Source organism: Rhodococcus wratislaviensis (assembly GCF_900455735.1).
In the GTDB taxonomy this organism is placed as follows: Bacteria; Actinomycetota; Actinomycetes; order Mycobacteriales; family Mycobacteriaceae; genus Rhodococcus_F; species Rhodococcus_F wratislaviensis.
This window is the reverse complement of the sequence record NZ_UAUI01000011.1, coordinates 610,877-625,335: the sequence shown is the minus strand read 5'-3', so window position 1 is coordinate 625,335 and position 14,459 is coordinate 610,877. Positions and strand designations below refer to the sequence as shown.

Annotated in this window: 14 protein-coding genes; 10 read left to right on the top strand and 4 right to left on the bottom strand. The window is 68.2% G+C overall.

What is annotated here, in order from left to right; translation table 11 throughout:
* Positions 1–63: 63 nt before the first annotated feature.
* From DTA22_RS16575 to DTA22_RS16560, 4 genes are all read right to left on the bottom strand, one after another.
* Positions 64–1,302, bottom strand: a complete 1,239-nt coding sequence (locus tag DTA22_RS16575; RefSeq protein ID WP_112300146.1) for a helix-turn-helix transcriptional regulator — start codon at positions 1,300–1,302, stop codon at positions 64–66.
* Between the two features lie 101 nt (positions 1,303–1,403).
* The gene (locus tag DTA22_RS16570) at positions 1,404–1,895 is read right to left on the bottom strand and encodes a Clp protease N-terminal domain-containing protein (protein WP_112300145.1); all 492 of its coding nucleotides are present in this window, start codon (positions 1,893–1,895) and stop codon (positions 1,404–1,406) included.
* The gene (locus tag DTA22_RS16565) at positions 1,892–2,107 is read right to left on the bottom strand and encodes a hypothetical protein (RefSeq protein WP_005260938.1); all 216 of its coding nucleotides are present in this window, start codon (positions 2,105–2,107) and stop codon (positions 1,892–1,894) included. Before DTA22_RS16565 ends, DTA22_RS16570 begins: the two co-directional genes overlap by 4 nt.
* A gap of 59 nt (positions 2,108–2,166) precedes the next feature.
* On the bottom strand, positions 2,167–2,937 hold the full coding sequence (locus DTA22_RS16560; protein WP_037226090.1) for an IclR family transcriptional regulator: 771 nt from the start codon (positions 2,935–2,937) through the stop codon (positions 2,167–2,169).
* 213 nt (positions 2,938–3,150) lie between these two features.
* Between DTA22_RS16560 and dctA the strand changes: the two genes are divergently transcribed.
* Genes dctA through allB form a run of 10 tightly spaced genes read left to right on the top strand, consistent with a single transcriptional unit; the run spans position 3,151 to position 14,365 of the window.
* Positions 3,151–4,584: a C4-dicarboxylate transporter DctA gene (dctA, locus tag DTA22_RS16555; RefSeq protein WP_112300144.1), complete on the top strand. Its 1,434-nt coding sequence runs from the start codon at positions 3,151–3,153 to the stop codon at positions 4,582–4,584.
* Entirely contained in the window at positions 4,577–5,359 is a 783-nt protein-coding gene (locus DTA22_RS16550; RefSeq protein WP_112300143.1) for an MTAP family purine nucleoside phosphorylase, read from the top strand. Before dctA ends, DTA22_RS16550 begins: the two co-directional genes overlap by 8 nt.
* 4 nt (positions 5,360–5,363) lie before the next feature.
* Positions 5,364–5,771, top strand: a complete 408-nt coding sequence (locus DTA22_RS16545; protein ID WP_009475269.1) for an allophanate hydrolase-related protein — start codon at positions 5,364–5,366, stop codon at positions 5,769–5,771.
* A gap of 26 nt (positions 5,772–5,797) precedes the next feature.
* Positions 5,798–6,619, top strand: coding sequence for a hydroxypyruvate isomerase family protein (locus DTA22_RS16540; protein ID WP_112300142.1), 822 nt, complete (start codon positions 5,798–5,800; stop codon positions 6,617–6,619).
* A gap of 34 nt (positions 6,620–6,653) precedes the next feature.
* Positions 6,654–7,538: a 2-hydroxy-3-oxopropionate reductase gene (locus tag DTA22_RS16535; RefSeq protein WP_112300141.1), complete on the top strand. Its 885-nt coding sequence runs from the start codon at positions 6,654–6,656 to the stop codon at positions 7,536–7,538.
* Positions 7,539–7,574: 36 nt separating this feature from the next.
* Positions 7,575–9,380 (top strand): glyoxylate carboligase, encoded by a 1,806-nt coding sequence (gene gcl, locus DTA22_RS16530; RefSeq protein ID WP_037226084.1) that lies wholly within the window; start codon positions 7,575–7,577, stop codon positions 9,378–9,380.
* 8 nt (positions 9,381–9,388) lie between these two features.
* Positions 9,389–10,540 (top strand): glycerate kinase, encoded by a 1,152-nt coding sequence (locus DTA22_RS16525; RefSeq protein ID WP_112300140.1) that lies wholly within the window; start codon positions 9,389–9,391, stop codon positions 10,538–10,540.
* On the top strand, positions 10,537–11,595 hold the full coding sequence (gene alc, locus DTA22_RS16520; RefSeq protein WP_112300139.1) for an allantoicase: 1,059 nt from the start codon (positions 10,537–10,539) through the stop codon (positions 11,593–11,595). The genes DTA22_RS16525 and alc overlap by 4 nt, the downstream gene beginning before the upstream one ends.
* A 36-nt stretch (positions 11,596–11,631) precedes the next feature.
* Positions 11,632–13,029, top strand: a complete 1,398-nt coding sequence (locus DTA22_RS16515) for an NAD-dependent malic enzyme (RefSeq protein ID WP_112300138.1) — start codon at positions 11,632–11,634, stop codon at positions 13,027–13,029.
* Positions 13,022–14,365: an allantoinase AllB gene (gene allB / locus DTA22_RS16510; protein ID WP_112300385.1), complete on the top strand. Its 1,344-nt coding sequence runs from the start codon at positions 13,022–13,024 to the stop codon at positions 14,363–14,365. Before DTA22_RS16515 ends, allB begins: the two co-directional genes overlap by 8 nt.
* The last annotated feature ends 94 nt before the right edge of the window (positions 14,366–14,459 follow it).

Genomic DNA, 14,459 nt, shown 5'->3' with positions numbered 1-14,459 from the left:
CGTGCGCCCGCACACTTTGCCACTCACATGGGGGTCAGCGCCGGATCGGCAGCGTCGCGACGCTCATGCATGCCTGCTGGTGGCGTCGGCGCGGATGCCGGCCTCGAGGGCGATCGCGCCCGCCTCACCTCGGGACGCCACACCGAGCTTCTTCAGCACACCCGCGACGTGGAATTTGACCGTGCTCTCGCTGATGCCGAGGCTGTCGGCGATCGCCTTGTTCCTCTTGCCGGTCGCGAGGTGGCCGAGGACCTCGAGTTCGCGGGGGTTGAGGTCGCCGAGTTGCTGTTCGTCCGGTCGCGCCACCGGCACGTCGAGGGGGATCGCGACGGCCACCCGGGACCCCCACCCGTCGACCGACTCGACGTCGATCCGGCCACCGAGTGTGTGCACCCGGCCGGAGAGTTGCCGCACCAGCGCGTCGGTGTCGAGACCGCCGTCGCCGTCGTCGCGGACTTCGACGAGGAGGTTCGCGCCGTCGCAGTCCCAGGCGATGCGGATTCGCTCCAGGGCGGCCTGCGCCGCGAACGCCAGGACGGCGCTCCGCACGACGGCCCGCGCGGCGCTGGCGACCTCGCCGGGCAGCGCGCGACCGTCGACCGGCGGATCGACGTAGTCGACGCGCACAGGCCGGTGCTGGAGCAGCGGCCGCAGTTCGCCCTGCAGCCGGGCGAACGCGGTGGTGACGGCTTCCTCCGCGAGGTTGCGGTCGGATTCGCCCGCGGAACGCAGAGTCACCAGCGCCGAGGACGCCGTCTCGCTCGCTGTGATCCGCGACCGGCGGTCGTCCAGGTCCTTGGACCGGAGCGTCGACAGGATCGATTCGAGCGTCGCCGCGTGCAGGTCCGTCAGCTCCACGATGGTCCTGGCCCGCTCGCTTGACGCCGCCCGCGACTCCGCCAGGTATGCCGGGCTCGCCTGCGCCACCTGATGCCGGATCGACACTGCGACGACGCCGAAGGCGCCCGCCACCAGCGGAACCTCCCGAATGCGCTGCCGCGGCTTCGGGAGAACGAGGAGGAGGGTGCCCGTCGCGTCCAGCAGCGCCCACACTTTCCGCTTCGCGCCGGCAATCACGGTTTGGTCGTCGAACGGGGTGCCTTCCGTCATGCGGGTGCGCAGCGCGTCCAGTTCGGCGATGGTGACGCGTTCGACCACCGACGGATCACCGCTGACCTTGCGGGGACGTCCCGTGCATTCCCGGGTGAAGATCACCAGCGCGGTGTGCGGCCAGATGTCGGCGAGGAACTTGGAGAAGCGGACGGCGATGTCGGGCAGCGGACCGTCGATGACGTCCCGCATGGAACCGAGAACATCTGCAGGGGACACAGAAGTCGAGCTGGGAAGAACCACGTGTCGAGCCTATCCGCGCAGGCGGCGAACATCGGGCCTGGGCCGTCCGCTCACGATGCCGGCTCGGCCCGGGCGGCGTCGACGACGTCGGACCGGACGAGCCCCAGTGATTCCAGGGCCCGCGCCGCGGTGCCGTGCGTGATGGTGGCGACGGCTGCGACGATGTCGGCACCGACGATCGGTCGCCGTTCCGACTTCGCGAGAGCCACCGCATTGCGGAACGCGGCCTGGGCCGGTTCGGTCAGCCGCAGCGGCCCGGTGCGGGGGCGGCTGAGTGCGCTGGTGGCGACGCCCGCGTCCGTCATGCCTGCCGCCGCGAGGGCTTCCCCGTGCACGCGAATGACCGCCTCGCGCAGTGCGTCCCGGTTCGATCCGAGATGCTCGAAGACCCGGCGGGCCGTACCGTCCGGCAGCGTGAACGATGCGAGCAGCAGGTGCTCGAGGCCCGGTTCCCGGTCGCCCAGCCGGTCGGCCTCGGCCTCTGTTTCGGAGAACAGCGTCTTCATCGTCCGCATGTCGCGCCATGCCCGGGTGAACTTCATCGTGTGCCCCTCGTCTTCTTGTCGGAGGATCGTCCGGGACCGAGGCGTTTGTGTGCCGCCTGACCCGAGACGCCGAGAGCCTGACCGATGTCCGCCCAGGTCCAGCCGGCGGACAGTGCGTGTGCGACGGCGTCACGCTCGAGCTGGTCGGCCTGACGCCGCAGCGCGACGACGGCGGCGAAAGCGGTCGCCGGGTTCGGATCGTCACTCACGCTATCAACTTAAGTTGATGCGGCGGATCCGTCAACCTTTGTTGATGAGTCGCCCGGATTCAGAGAGCGGCGTTCTTGTCGAACTCGGTGCCGAGTTCCTTCGCGACGCGCTTGAGCAGCGGCACGATCTGGTCGGCCGACTCGAGGGTGACGCGGGCCGCGGGCCCGGAGACGGAGATGGCGGTGGGGGTCGGAGCGTTCGGCACCGGCACCGAGAAGCAACGGACGCCGATCTCCTGCTCGCCCTCGTCGATCGCGAACCCGCGGTTTCTGCTCAATTCGAGATCGGCGATCAGCATGTCGGGGTCGGTCAGGGAGTTCTCGGTGTACGTCGTCATGCCGGTCCGGCTGACCAATGAGCGCACGGCGTCATTCGACAGTTGCATGAGGATGGCTTTGCCGACGCCGGTGCAGTGTGGGTAGACGCGTCGGCCGACCTCGGTGAACATCCGCATCGCGTGCTCGGACGGCACCTGCGCGACATAGACGGCCATGGTGCCGTCGAGAACGGCCATGTTCGCGGTCTCGCCGGTTCCGCGCACCAGTTCGGACAGGTGCGGTCGCGACCAGGCGCCGATCAGCTGGGTGGCGCTCTCGCCGAGGCGAATGAGCTTGGGCCCGAGCGCGTACCGCCGGGTGGGTAGCTGCCGGACATATCCGCGGTTCATCAGGGTGCGGATGAGCCGGTGGATGGTCGGGAGGGGGAGTCCGGCCAGGTCGGCGAGTTCGCTGACCCCGATGGACCCGCCGGCGCTCGCCATGATCTCGAGTATGTCGAATGCGCGCTCGACCGACTGCACGCCACCGGCCGGACTCTGACCGTTCGTCATGTCTGTCTCCATCCTCTGACTGCCCGAGAGCCTCCACATTCTTTCCGTCAGACGGAAAGGGCGCTCCGTATGACGATAGCGCGGGAGTGACGGATCGCGACGATTCCTTCGCTACATCGGTTGACAAACCCGGGTGTGACGGCGTTCACTATATCGAGATACGAAATACAACTTCCATAATATGGAAAACGCCAAGCCCCGAGGGAGGGCCCCGTGTCTGAAGTCGAAATCGCTGCGAAACCCACAAAGCAGCGTTGGTACAGATCACTTTTCGTCCAGGTCCTGATCGGAATTGCCCTGGGCATCGCCACCGGAATCCTGTTTCCGGAGTTCTCCCATCACCTGGCGCCGCTGGGTGAGGGCTTCATCAAGCTGATCAAAATGGTCGTGTCGCCGCTGATCTTCCTGGTGATCGTCACCGGCATCGCCAAGGTCGGCAGCATGAAAGCGCTCGGAAAGATCGGCGGCAAGGCGCTGCTCTGGTTCACGGCCGCGACGACCTTCGCGCTCGGGCTCGGCCTGCTCGTCGGAAACCTCGTCAAGCCGGGTAGCGGGCTCAACATCGACCCGGCCACACTGGACACCAGCGCCCTGGACGAGAAGACGCAGGGCGGCCACCTGCCGGGTGGCGTCGAGTTCGTCATGCACATCATCCCGACCAGCGTGTTCGATGCGTTCGCGCAGAACAACCTGCTGCAGGTGCTGCTGTTCGCGATCCTGTTCGGCGTCGCGCTGGCGTCCTTCAGTGAATCGGCTCCGCCGATCCTGATGGATGTGATCGACCAGACGCTGCACGTCATCTTCCGCATCGTCGGCTACATCATGTACCTGGCGCCTCTCGGTGCGTTCGGTGCGATGGCATTCACCGTCGGCAATTACGGTGCCGGCTCCCTCAAATCCTTCGGAATACTCATCCTGGCGTGCTACGGCGCTGCACTGGTCTTCATCGTCGTCCTGTCGATCGTGGTCAAGCTGATCACCGGAGTGAACGCATGGAAGTTCATCAAGTACTGCCGCGAAGAATTCATGCTCGCCCTGGGCACCGGATCGTCCGAGGCGGTCATGCCCCGCATCATCAAGAAGTTGGACAACGCGGGATGCGACCGCGCCGTCGTCGGTCTGGTGATCCCTACCGGCTACTCGTTCAACCTCGACGGAGCCGCGATCTACCTGTCGCTGGCGATGATGTTCCTGGCGCAGGCGGTCGGGGTGGACCTCGGCTTCGGCGAGCAGCTCGTGATCATGGGCATCCTCATTCTCAGTTCCAAGGGTATGGCGGGGGTGCCGGGGTCGGCCTTCGTCGCCCTGTCCGCGACCGCTGCCGCGATCGGCGCGTTCCCCGTGGCCGCCGTCGCGTTGCTGCTCGGCGCCGACCGGCTCATGGACTCCATGCGCGTGTTCACGAACCTGCTCGGTAACTGCCTCGCCACGTTTGTGGTCGCGAACTGGGAGGGCATGCTCGACAAGGACAAGATGCGAGCGGTTCTCGACGGGAAGGTCACGCCCGACGACCCGGACGACGTCACCATTCACCCGCACCCGGGGCACGAACACCTCGAGGACGCCCCGGCACGGCCGGCGATCGAGAGGCGCGAAGCGCTGACCACGAACGGGGCCTCGGAAGGAACGGTGAACCACCATGCCTGACACCCAGCCCACCGTCGGAGTGCTCGGCACCTGGGGTTACTACGGACTCCTCGACGACGCCGAGCAGGTTCAGGTCGACACCCCGTACGGGCCGACGTCGGACAGCATCGTCCTCGGGTCGTCAGGGGGCCGCCGGCTCGCCTACCTGACCCGCACCGGACGGCACCGCGACATCCCGCCCCACCGCATCAATGCCCGCGCGAACATCTGGGCCCTGCACAGCCTGGGCGTGCGAACGATCCTCGCGCCCACCCCGTCCGGCTCGCTGCGACCGGCGATCGGCGTCGGCTCGGTCGTCGTGCCCGACCAGCTCGTCGACCGCACCGGCCGCACCGACGACACCTTCCACGACGACGACGTCCACGTGTCCTTCGCGGATCCGTTCTGCGTCCGCGGACGCCAGGCGGTGGTCTCGACGCTCCGCCGGAGCGGATGGGTGGTCAACGACGGCGGCGTCATGGTGGCGATCCGCGGCCCCCGATTCTCGACCCGGGCCGAATCCCGCTGGTACGCGGCCCAGGGATGGGACCTGATCAGCATGACCCCGTACCCCGAGGCGGCGCTGGCCCGTGAACTGGGCATGTCCTACACCTGCATCGCCCTGGTCACCGATCACGACGTCATCAGCGACACCCCGTGGCCGGTCACCCAGGACCTGGTGCGCGAAGGTCTGGACGCCAACACCAAACGACTACGCGAAGCGCTGCTTCAGGTAGCGATCGAACTGGCAGGCAAGCCCGAACCGGCGACACCTGCCCACGGAAGAAGGAGCTGACAAGATGGCCGAATTGTTCTGCAACGGTGGAGCGATGCGTGGCGGAAACCTGCATCACAACGTGTCTGCACACACGTTCCTCGGCACGGTCCGGACCGCACCGAAGTACCGATTCTTCTCCGTACGCGACGAATTCCCCGCACTGCTGCTGGCAGAGACCGGGGGAGCCTCGATCGAGGGCGAGCTCTACGACGTGCCGATCGGTGACATTCGCACCGACTTCCTCCCCGAGGAGCCCGAGGAACTCGAGCTCACCGTGATCGAACTGTCGGACGGCCGTTCGGTTCTGGCGGTAGGCCTGCGACCGGGCCTCCTCGAGAGCAGAGCCGGCGAGCTCACCGAGATCACCGATCACGGCGGCTGGCGACGCTATCGCGGCCTGCCCGAGCCCGACAACACCACCGTCTCCTGAACACCCCGACAGCGAAAGAACAACCGATGGATACCTTGGCCTACACCCTGAACTGCTCGATCCTGCTCACCGACGTGCCGCTCCTGCAGCGCCCGCAGGCTGCCCGCGACGCCGGATTCGACGCCGTCGAATTCTGGTGGCCCTTCGACACCGCCGTACCGCGGGACAGCGACGTCGACGCGTTCGTGGCCGCGATCGAGAACGCCGGAGTGCAGCTCACCGGGTTGAATTTCGCGGCGGGCAACATGCCGGCGGGGGATCGCGGACTGCTGTCCGACCCGGCGCAGGTCTCGGCGTTCCGCGACAACATCGACATCACCGTCGGAATCGGAGAACGGCTGGGCACCAGAGCTTTCAACGCCCTGTATGGTAATCGTATCGACGGCACGGATCCGAAGATTCAGGACGACACGGCCACCGACAACCTCGCCCAGGCGGGCAAGGCGGCGGATCGCATCGGTGCGGTCGTGCTCGTCGAACCGGTCAGCGGCACGCCGGCGTACCCGCTGAAGACCGCCGGCGAGGCGATCGCCGTCATCGACCGGGTGAAGGCCGAACACGGTGTCGATTCGCTCCGGCTCCTCGCGGACCTCTACCACCTCGAGGTCAACGGCGACGACGTCGGCGCCGCGATCGACGCCTACGCCGACCGCATCGGGCACGTGCAGATCGCGGATGCTCCGGGTCGCGGAGAACCCGGCACCGGAACGCTCGACATCGACGGCTACCTGAAGAGGCTCGCCGGACACGGCTACCGCGGATACGTCGGGCTCGAGTACAAGTCGACGCGGCCGGACACCTTCGACTGGTTGCCCCGCGAACAGCGCGCGTCCCGCGCCGCCCACTGACACACCACCACTTTCGACGGAATCGAGGAGACTCGTGAGCACTATCGCATTCATCGGACTCGGAATCATGGGTAGCCCCATGGCCGTTCATCTCGCCAAGGCCGGACACCAGGTGGTCGGATACAACCGCTCGCCCGAGCGCACCGCGGCACTCGTCGAAGCCGGCGGCACCGCGGCGGACTCCATCGCCAAGGCCGTCGCCGGCGCCGACGTCGTGGCCGTGATGGTCCCCGACTCGCCCGATGTGCAGGCCGTACTCGCCGGTGAGGACGGAGTCTTCGACCACGCCCCGGCAGGCGCTCTGATCATCGACTTCTCCAGCATCCGGCCCGACGTCACCACCGCACTCGCCGCGCAGGCGGCCGAGCGTGGATTCCGGCTGATCGACGCCCCGGTATCGGGTGGCGAGGCCGGGGCGGTCAACGCCGCACTGTCGATCATGGTCGGCGGCGCCCCGGAAGACTTCGAGTCGGCCAGGCCGATCCTCGACGTCGTCGGGAAGACGGTGGTCCACGTGGGCCCGAACGGATCCGGGCAGACGGTGAAGGCAGCGAACCAGCTGATCGTCGCCGGCAACATCCAGCTCCTCGCCGAGGCGATCATCTTCCTCGAGGCCTACGGTGTCGACACCGCGGCCGCGGTGGAGGTACTCGGCGGCGGGCTCGCCGGATCTGCCGTCCTGAACCAGAAGGCGCAGAAGATGCTGGACCGGTCGTTCGAACCCGGATTCCGTATCGACCTGCACCACAAGGATCTCGGCATCGTGACCAGCGCTGCCCGTGAGGCCGGCGTCGTGACACCCCTCGGCGCCGTCCTCGCCCAGCTGATGGCCTCCGCCCGTGCGAACGGTGATGGTGGCCTGGATCATTCGGGCCTGCTGCGCGGAGTGGAGCGGCTGTCCGGCCGCCCCTCCCAGTGACCCGCCTCAACTCGTAATCCTCGATGGAGAACTGATATGCCTCGTATGCGCGCCGCTGATGCAGCGGTCAAGATTCTGGAACTCGAAGGTGCCACCCAGGCCTTCGGCCTCCCCGGTGCGGCGATCAACCCGTTCTACGCAGCAATGCGTGACCACGGTGGGATCAAGCACGTCCTCGCCCGCCACGTCGAGGGCGCATCCCACATGGCCGAGGGGTTCACCCGCGCCAAGGCCGGAAACATCGGTGTCTGCATCGGGACGTCCGGGCCGGCCGGGACCGACATGATCACCGGCCTGTACTCGGCGATGGCGGACTCGATCCCGATCCTCGCGATCACCGGGCAGGCCCCGGTCGCGCGTCTGCACAAGGAAGACTTCCAGGCCGTCGACATCGCCGCGATCGCGGGGCCGGTCACGAAGATGGCGATGACGGTGCTCGAGCCGGCCCAGGTTCCGGGTGCGTTCGCGCAGGCATTTCACCTGATGCGGTCCGGTCGGCCCGGACCTGTTCTCATCGACCTGCCGATCGACGTGCAACTGGCGGAGATCGAGTTCGACCCGGACACGTACCAGCCGCTGCCCGTGTACAAGCCGGCCGCGTCCCGGGCGCAGGCGGAGAAGGCGCTCGACATGCTGGAGGCCGCCGACCGCCCGCTGATCGTCGCAGGCGGCGGCATCATCAACGCCGACGCCGCGGATCTGCTCGTGGAACTGGCGGAACTGCTGGACGTTCCGGTGGTGCCGACGCTGATGGGCTGGGGCACCATCCCGGACGACCACCGCCTCGCCGCGGGCATGGTCGGTCTGCAGACCGCCCACCGGTACGGCAACGCCACCATGCTGGCGTCGGACTTCGTCCTGGGCATCGGCAACCGCTGGGCCAACCGGCACACGGGCGGACTCGACACCTACCGCAAGGGGCGCAAGTTCGTTCACGTCGACATCGAACCCACCCAGATCGGGCGCGTGTTCGCACCGGACTACGGGATCGTCTCCGACGCCAAGGCCGCGCTCGAGCTGTTCGTCGCCGTCGCGAAGGAGCGGAAGGCCGCCGGAACCCTGGCGGACCGCAGCACCTGGGTCGAGGACTGTGCCACCCGGAAGCGGACCATGCAGCGCAAGACCCACTTCGACGACGTCCCGGTCAAACCGCAGCGGGTGTACGAGGAGATGAACCGCGTCTTCGGGCGCAACACCCGGTACGTCAGCACGATCGGGCTCTCGCAGATCGCCGGCGGCCAGTTCCTGCACGTCTACAAGGCGCGCAACTGGATCAACTGCGGGCAGGCCGGCCCGCTGGGCTGGACCATTCCCGCCGCTCTCGGAGTGGTTGCCGCGGAGCCGGAGACGCCCGTCGTGGCGCTGTCGGGTGACTACGACTTCCAGTTCATGATCGAGGAACTGGCGGTGGGCGCCCAGTTCAACCTGCCGTACATCCACGTCGTGGTGAACAACTCCTACCTGGGACTGATCCGTCAGGCGCAGCGCGCATTCGACATGGACTTCTGCGTGCAACTGGGCTTCGACAACATCAACACCCAGGAAGCCACCGAACACGATGTGCTGCCCGCGGTCCCGAAGGGGTACGGCGTCGATCACGTCAAGGTCGCCGAGGGCCTGGGCTGCAAGGCGCTGCGGGTCACCGAGCCCGGTGAGATCGCCGGCGCCCTCGAGAAGGCGCGTGAACTCGCCGGTGAGCACAAGGTGCCGGTGGTGGTCGAGGTCTTCCTCGAGCGGGTCACCAACATCGCGATGGGCACCGAACTCGACAACGTCGCCGAGTTCGAGGATCTGGCGGAGAGCTGGGAGCACGCTCCCACAGCCCTCATGCTGCTGGACTAGGGGGCACCGTGACACGTGTACTGGTCGCACCCGACAAGTTCAAGGGATCCCTCACCGCCGCGGAAGTGGCGGACGCCCTCGCCGACGGACTCGTCGCCGGTGATCCGTCCTGGGTGATCGATCGTGTTCCGGTCGCGGACGGCGGCGACGGCACCGTCGCGGCGGCCGTCGCCGCAGGATGGTCGCCGGTCGCCGTGGCCACCACCGGGCCGACGGGTCGGCCCGTCACCTCGTCCTACGCGGTGCGCGGCTCGACCGCGGTGGTCGAACTGGCATCGGCGGTGGGCTTGGTACTGCTCCCGGACGGTGTGGCGGACCCCTTGGGTGCCAGTACATTCGGACTCGGCACCGTCGTCAGGCACGCGCTGGAGGGGGGAGCCCGCGAGATCATCGTCGGTCTCGGGGGCAGCGCGTCAACCGACGGCGGTGCCGGCTTGTTACAGGCTCTCGGCGTGCGTGTCCTCGGCGCCGACGGCACCGAGGTCGCGCAGGGGGGAGCGGTGCTGCGCCAGGCAGCCCGGGTCGACCTGACCGGCCTCCACCCGGCGGCGCGTGAGGCGCATTTCCGACTCGCCTGCGACGTCGACAATCCGCTCCTCGGCCCGACCGGGGCCACCGCGGTGTACGCAAGCCAGAAGGGCGCTGCCGCAGAAGAACTGGTGGTGCTCGAGGACGCCATGACCCGGTGGGCGCAGGTCGTGCGCGCCGCGACCGGCCGCGACGACAGCCGGGTCGCGGGGGCGGGCGCTGCGGGAGGTGCGGCGTTCGGCGCGATCTCGGTGCTGGGGGCCGACACCCGGCCCGGCATCGACACCGTCCTGGGGCTCGTCGACTTCCCTGGGAGGCTCGCCGGGGCGGACCTCGTCATCACCGGCGAGGGGTCACTCGACGAGCAGAGTCTCCACGGCAAGGCGCCGATCGGCGTCGCGACCGAGGCGCGTAGGGCCGGAATCCCCGTCCTGGCCGTGTGCGGCCGAAACCTGCTCAGCGACATCCAATTGCACAGCGCCGGCATCTCCGCGGCATACGCGCTCGCGGACCTGGAACCGGACCTTCACCGATCGATCAGAGATGCGGCGGAACTACTGCGCCGGATCGGCTGCACGATCGCGGCATCGACTGCCGAACTCGCACCACTCAGCACACGAGGAGAATCATGACGTCCACCGACTTCACCGCACTACCCGACCTCGCCTCACGCGCCCTCGGCGGAAGCGTATCCGCGGCCAACGACGAACTGTTCGCCCAGCGGGAGAACCTCATCAAGGCGGAGGCCCCGTTCTTCGACCCGGCCGATTTCGGGCACAAGGGCAAGGTGTACGACGGGTGGGAGACCCGCCGCCGCCGCGACGACGGCCACGACTACGCGATCGTCCGGCTCGGGGCCGCGGGCATCATCCACGGGATCGTCGTGGACACCGCGCACTTCAAGGGCAACTACCCGCCCTTCATCTCCGTCGAGGCGGCGTCGATCGAGGGCTACCCGTCCATCGAGGAGGTCATGAAGGCGGACTGGCAGACCATCGTCGAGAAGTCCCCGGCCGAGGGTCACGCCGCGAACGCCTACGCCGTCGCCGACCGGCACCGGTGGACACACGTGCGGCTGTCGATCTACCCCGACGGCGGCGTCGCGCGGTTGCGTGTGCACGGTGAGGTCGTGCCCGACCCCCGGTTCCTGGACGGGACGGTGGACCTGCTGGCGGCGGAGAACGGCGGACGCCTCGTCGGCTGCTCCGACGCGTTCTACGCCTCGCCCGCGAACATCATCCTTCCCGGGCGGGCCCGGAACATGGGGGAGGGCTGGGAGAACTCCCGGCGTCGTGGCGGCGGCAACGACTTCGCGGTGTTCTCGCTGGCCGCGGCCGGCATTCCCCGGCACGTCGAGATCGACACCAGCTACTACGTGGGGAACGCGCCCGGCTGGGTGCGGTTGAGCACCGCCGACGCGCGGACCGCCGACATCACGGACGAGGGCGCGTGGACCGAACTGCTGTCCCGCACGGCCGTGCAGCCCGACACGAGGCACCGGTTCGTCCTGGACGGCACCGACGCGGCCACGCACCTGCGACTCGACGTCTACCCCGACGGCGGCCTGTCCCGGCTGCGGCTGTTCGGCGATCTCGACGCGACAGCGCTGTCGGAGACGCGACGCACCTGGTGGGAAGCCCTTCCCCAGAGCCATCAAGCGCTCGTCGCCGACCAGGCGCCGCGCTAGTCCGAGCCCCTACCTGACGAACCCGAGGAAACACGCATGCCCAATCCCAGTCCCGGTTACTCCATCACCGTTCGCGTCACGGCCCCGGTCGGGGCAGGCACCACTTCGACTCTCGCGGGGGCGGTGGCCTCCGTGAAGGGCGCCATGACCGCGTTGGACGTGGTGGAGAGCCACCCCGACCACATGGTCATCGACGTGACGTGCGACGCCTCCGACGTCGAGCACGCCGAGCAGATCGCATCGGCAATCGCCGACGTGCCCGGCGTCGTGGTGGGCAAGGTCAGTGACCGCACGTTCCTGCTCCACCTGGGCGGGAAACTCGAAGTGGTGCCGAAGGTTCCGCTCAAGCACCGCGACGACCTGTCCCGCGCGTACACGCCCGGTGTCGCCCGGGTCTGCACCGCCATCGCGGAGAACCCCGAGGACGTCCGGCGGCTGACGATCAAGCGCAACACCGTCGCGGTCGTCACCGACGGCTCGGCCGTGCTGGGGCTGGGCAACATCGGTGCCGCCGCGTCGATTCCCGTGATGGAGGGCAAGGCGGCACTGTTCAAGCAGTTCGCCGACGTCGACGCGTGGCCGGTCTGCCTGGACACCCAGGACACGGACGCGATCGTCGAGATCGTCCGGGCCCTCGCACCGGTGTACGGCGGAATCAACCTCGAGGACATCTCCGCCCCCCGCTGCTTCGAGATCGAGGCACGGCTCCGCGACATGCTGGACATCCCGGTGTTCCACGACGATCAGCACGGCACCGCCATCGTGGTTCTCGCCGCACTGACCAACGCGCTGCGGGTGGTCGAGAAGAGCCTCGACACGGTGAAGATCGTGGTCTCGGGTGTCGGAGCCGCCGGACACGCGATCATCCGGCTGCTGGTCGCGCAGGGTGCGACGAACATCGTGGCGTGCGGGCGGAACGGAATCCTCTCGCCCGACGACACGTCCGACTCGTTCCGGTCCTGGATCGCGAACAACACCAACCCGGACGCGCGGTCCGGATCGCTGCGGGACGCACTGGTCGGCGCGGACGTGTTCATCGGTGTCTCGGCGCCGGACATCCTGACCGGCGACGACATCGAAACGATGGGTCCCGACTCGATCGTGTTCGCACTGGCCAACCCCGTGCCCGAGGTCGATCCGGTCGCGGCAGGCAGGCACGCGGCGGTCGTCGCGATCGGGCGCTCCGACTTCCCGAACCAGATCAACAACGTGCTCGCGTTCCCGGGCGTGTTCCGGGGTCTGCTCGACGCGCACGCCGTCGAGATCACCGACGACATGCTCATCGCCGCCGCCCGCGCGATCTCCGATTCGGTGTCTCCGTCGGAACTCAATCCCACGTACATCGTGCCGAGTGTGTTCGATGCCGCAGTCGCCCCGGCCGTGGCGGCCGCGGTGCGCGGCGCGGCGGGTGTGGGGCGTGAAGACGATGTCTGACCGGCTCGACCTGCTGTTCCGTGCCCCGCGGGTGATCACCGCGGCCGGGGAGGTCGCCCGCTGCGTGGGTGTGCGGGACGGCCGGATCGTCGTCATCGAACCGTTCGGCGCCCAGCTCGACGCCGAGGTCGTCGTCGAGTTGGGCGACGACGAGGTGCTGATCCCCGGTCTCGTCGACACGCACGTGCACGTCAACGAACCGGGCCGCACCGAGTGGGAGGGGTTCGCGAGCGCGACCCGGGCCGCGGCCGCCGGCGGGGTGACCACGATCGTCGACATGCCGCTCAACAGCATCCCGCCGACCGTCGACGTCGCGGCACTGGACGTGAAACGCCGGGTCGCCGCCGATCAGGCGTACGTCGACGTCGGGTTCTGGGGCGGCGCCGTACCCGGCAACGTCCCGGACCTGCGAGCCCTGCACGACGCGGGCGTGTTCGGGTTCAAGTGCTTCCTGCTGCATTCCGGCGTCGACGAGTTTCCGCCGCTGGATCCGGCCGAGCTCGAACTGGCGCTGAAGGAGATCGCCGGGTTCGGCGCGATGATGATCGTGCACGCGGAAGACGCGCACGCGATCGACCGCGCGACGTCACCCGGCGGCGAGAACTACGCGGACTTCCTCGACTCGCGGCCGCGCGGTGCCGAGAATCTCGCCATCGCGGAGGTTATCGAGCTGGCCCGGTGGACCGGGTGCCGGGTGCACATCCTGCACCTGTCGAGCTCCGATGCGTTGCCGATGATCGCGTCCGCCCGCAAGGACGGCGTGAAGCTCACCGTGGAGACGTGCCCGCACTATCTGTCGTTCGTATCCGAAGAGATACCCTCGGGAGCAACGCAATTCAAGTGCTGTCCGCCGATCCGTGAGGCCGGGAACCGTGAGCTGCTGTGGCAGGGCCTGGCCGACGGCGTGATCGACTGCGTCGTCACCGATCACTCCCCGTGCACGGTCGACCTCAAGAGATTCGACATCGGCGACTTCGGTGTCGCGTGGGGCGGCATCGCCTCGCTGCAGGTGTCGCTGTCCGCGGTGTGGTCGGAGGCCAAACGTCGCGGGCACAGCCTGAACGACGTGGTCCGGTGGATGGCGGAGAACCCGGCCGAGCAGGTCGGGCTGAACACGAAAGGGCACATCGCGCTGGGGTACGCGGCGGATTTCGCCGTGTTCGCGCCCGAGGAGGCGTTCGTGGTCGACGTGGCAAACCTGCAGCACAAGAATCCCGTCTCCGCCTACGATCGGCGTGCCCTGGCCGGCGTCGTGCGCAGTACCTGGCTTGCCGGCAAGCGGATCGAGCTCGATGAGGCGCCCCGGGGGCGGCTGCTCAGCCGCGGACTGGCCTGACCGTGCCCCGACCTCACCCCCTGTAGCGCTGGATCCGAAATATCTAGTGCTACAGGGGGTTTGTCGTGTTCGGGGCGATGCGGCACCAAGATAT